This is a genomic window from Erythrobacter sp., from assembly GCF_038133525.1.
GTDB lineage: Bacteria > Pseudomonadota > Alphaproteobacteria > Sphingomonadales > Sphingomonadaceae > Qipengyuania.
This window is the reverse complement of record NZ_JAYPTL010000078.1, coordinates 1-2066: the sequence shown is the minus strand read 5'-3', so window position 1 is coordinate 2066 and position 2066 is coordinate 1. Positions and strand designations below refer to the sequence as shown.

The window sequence follows — 2066 nt, the reverse complement described above, 5'->3', positions numbered from 1 at the left end:
GATCATCCGTGCGCGACTGGCCCAGGCATTCGGGCGCCTGATCCGCACGCGAGATGACGCCGGCCACTTCGTCGTGCTCTCGCCCGCCTTCCCGTCGCGCCTGCTTTCCGCCTTCCCGCCGGGCACGCCGGTCATACGTATGACACTCGAAGAGGCTTTACAGCGCGTCGCACAGGGTGTTGGAAAGGCGCAAGCGAACCGCATCCCCGACCAAACGGAGAACCAGCCCTCGTGAAAATTCTCGGCCTGCTGCGCCACGCCAAGTCCGACTGGGGGCATAGTGACAAGCGGGATTTCGACCGCGGCCTGAACGATCGCGGCCATCGCGGGGCGCATGTGATCGGCGAGCATATCCGCGATCACGGGATCAAATGGGACAAGTTGATCGCCAGTCCGGCGGAACGGGTAAAGCTCACGCTGCGCGACGCAGTGCCCTCGCTTAAGCCAGAGTGGGACGAGCGGCTCTATCTTGCCGGGACGGACACGATCATGGACGTGCTGCGCGAATCCGGTGGTGACGCGAAGGCAGTGCTCCTGTCCGGCCATAACCCTGGCCTTGGCGACATGCTGTTCGAACTGGTCGCCCCAAAGAACGAAAACGACCTCTACGACGAGGCAAAGGTCAAGTTCCCGACGGCCGCCTATGCCGTGTTCGAACTCGATATCGACGATTGGGCCGATCTGCGCGACGATTGCGGCGTGCTGGTCCACTTTGCCCGCCCGCGCGATCTCGATCCGGAGCTAGGCCCCGAATATTAGGTTCCCGCAATCACTTGCTGGGAGCGAGGCACTCAGACTTGCGATTGCATGGCTAGCGAGTACGCAGGTGCGCTGAGTCAGGAAGTCGCCTTTTGCACCCCTAGCGAGTGCGACGTTCAACCAATGCAGAACGCTTGCGCGCGTCACGCACCATCGAACGCAGTACTTCCCCCTTGGAACGGGCTTCCCCACGGGGTTGATCCAGCAATGCATCAATCGATAGCGTTGCTACGATCTCCTCTGCGGCCATGAAGCCATTGCGCCAGTTGTCATCCATCCGGGTGAAATCTTGCATCGAGCGATCTTCAAGTTCTTTCACACACCTAGATTGGACACGGCCGGCGACCCACACCTCGGAATTTCTGCGATGCTCGGCCAGACCGATTTCGAGCTGCTCAACCGTGGCTGGCGTGGCCTCAATCTTGAGCCGGTCCAATAGCGTTCTCGCCGCCAGCCTATCGACTTCCCAGCACTGCGACTCACCCATGTCTCGCGTCCCCAAAAGCTGATGTCATACATTGCCATGGATGGTTCGATCTCAACAACAAACATTCATCCGGCGACAGGTTTTGGGACGCTTGCCAATCGAGCGGTTACCTACTCCATGATGAGGGAATGGAAGCCGTGGGCTCGGTCACGCGAGTGCAAACCAAATGGCGACAATTTGCGCAGACAGTACAAAAAGGGGCCCGGCGTCACACAACGCCGGGCCCCCGGTATCTTGCCTGAACCCGTCCGTTAGAACTTGGTGCGGATACCCAGGCGATAATTGCGTCCGATGGCATTCCCGATGAACGGGTTTGAGCCGAGCGGGAGATAGGCGTCCGCCGGTGCTTCATCGAAGATATTCAGCACCGCCGCAGTCAGCTGGACGTCCATGCCAGCGATCGGGAGGCTGTAGTTTGCCACCAGATCGTGCTGCATGTAGCTGCCACTGTTCTTGCCGTAATTGCTACCCGCCGGAACGCCCGAGATAGCAAAGCACGGGTCGCCCTTGCAGCGTTCGTCGAACACGCTGTCGATGTAGTTCACCGAGTAGCGCAGATTGAGCCCGTCCGCCTTGAGGTTGACGTACGCGTTGCCGCGCCATTCGGGCAGTGTTCCAGGGTCGCGGAAGTAGTTGCCGAAGCCGACTGCATCATACGCCGGCGTAACCAGGATCCCGTTCACAAAGAAATCGTCGGTCTTGTAATTGAGGTTCCAGGTCGCCGTGGCACCGATCGAGATCAAACCGAAGCCCGCCTCGATATCGTAGGCCCTGTTGACAAACTGATTGGTCCAGAGGCGGACGGCGGCGATATGTATGA

Annotated in this window: 3 protein-coding genes and 1 pseudogene; 2 read left to right on the top strand and 2 right to left on the bottom strand. The window is 59.7% G+C overall.

Going from position 1 to position 2066, the window contains the following annotated elements:
• Both AAFM29_RS15265 and AAFM29_RS15260 read left to right on the top strand, forming a co-directional pair.
• The coding region (locus tag AAFM29_RS15265; protein ID WP_341713642.1) for a hypothetical protein at positions 1–235 on the top strand (235 nt) is incomplete at its 5' end.
• Positions 232–759 (top strand): histidine phosphatase family protein, encoded by a 528-nt coding sequence (locus AAFM29_RS15260; protein ID WP_341713641.1) that lies wholly within the window; start codon positions 232–234, stop codon positions 757–759. The genes AAFM29_RS15265 and AAFM29_RS15260, both read left to right, overlap by 4 nt.
• Positions 760–859: 100 nt before the next feature.
• Here the strand turns inward: AAFM29_RS15260 and AAFM29_RS15255 are convergent, their stop codons facing one another.
• A complete protein-coding gene (locus tag AAFM29_RS15255; RefSeq protein WP_341713640.1) occupies positions 860–1246 on the bottom strand; it encodes a hypothetical protein in 387 nt (128 codons plus the stop codon).
• Between the two features lie 251 nt (positions 1247–1497).
• A pseudogene (locus AAFM29_RS15250) lies at positions 1498–2066 on the bottom strand (hypothetical protein); the annotation flags it as partial.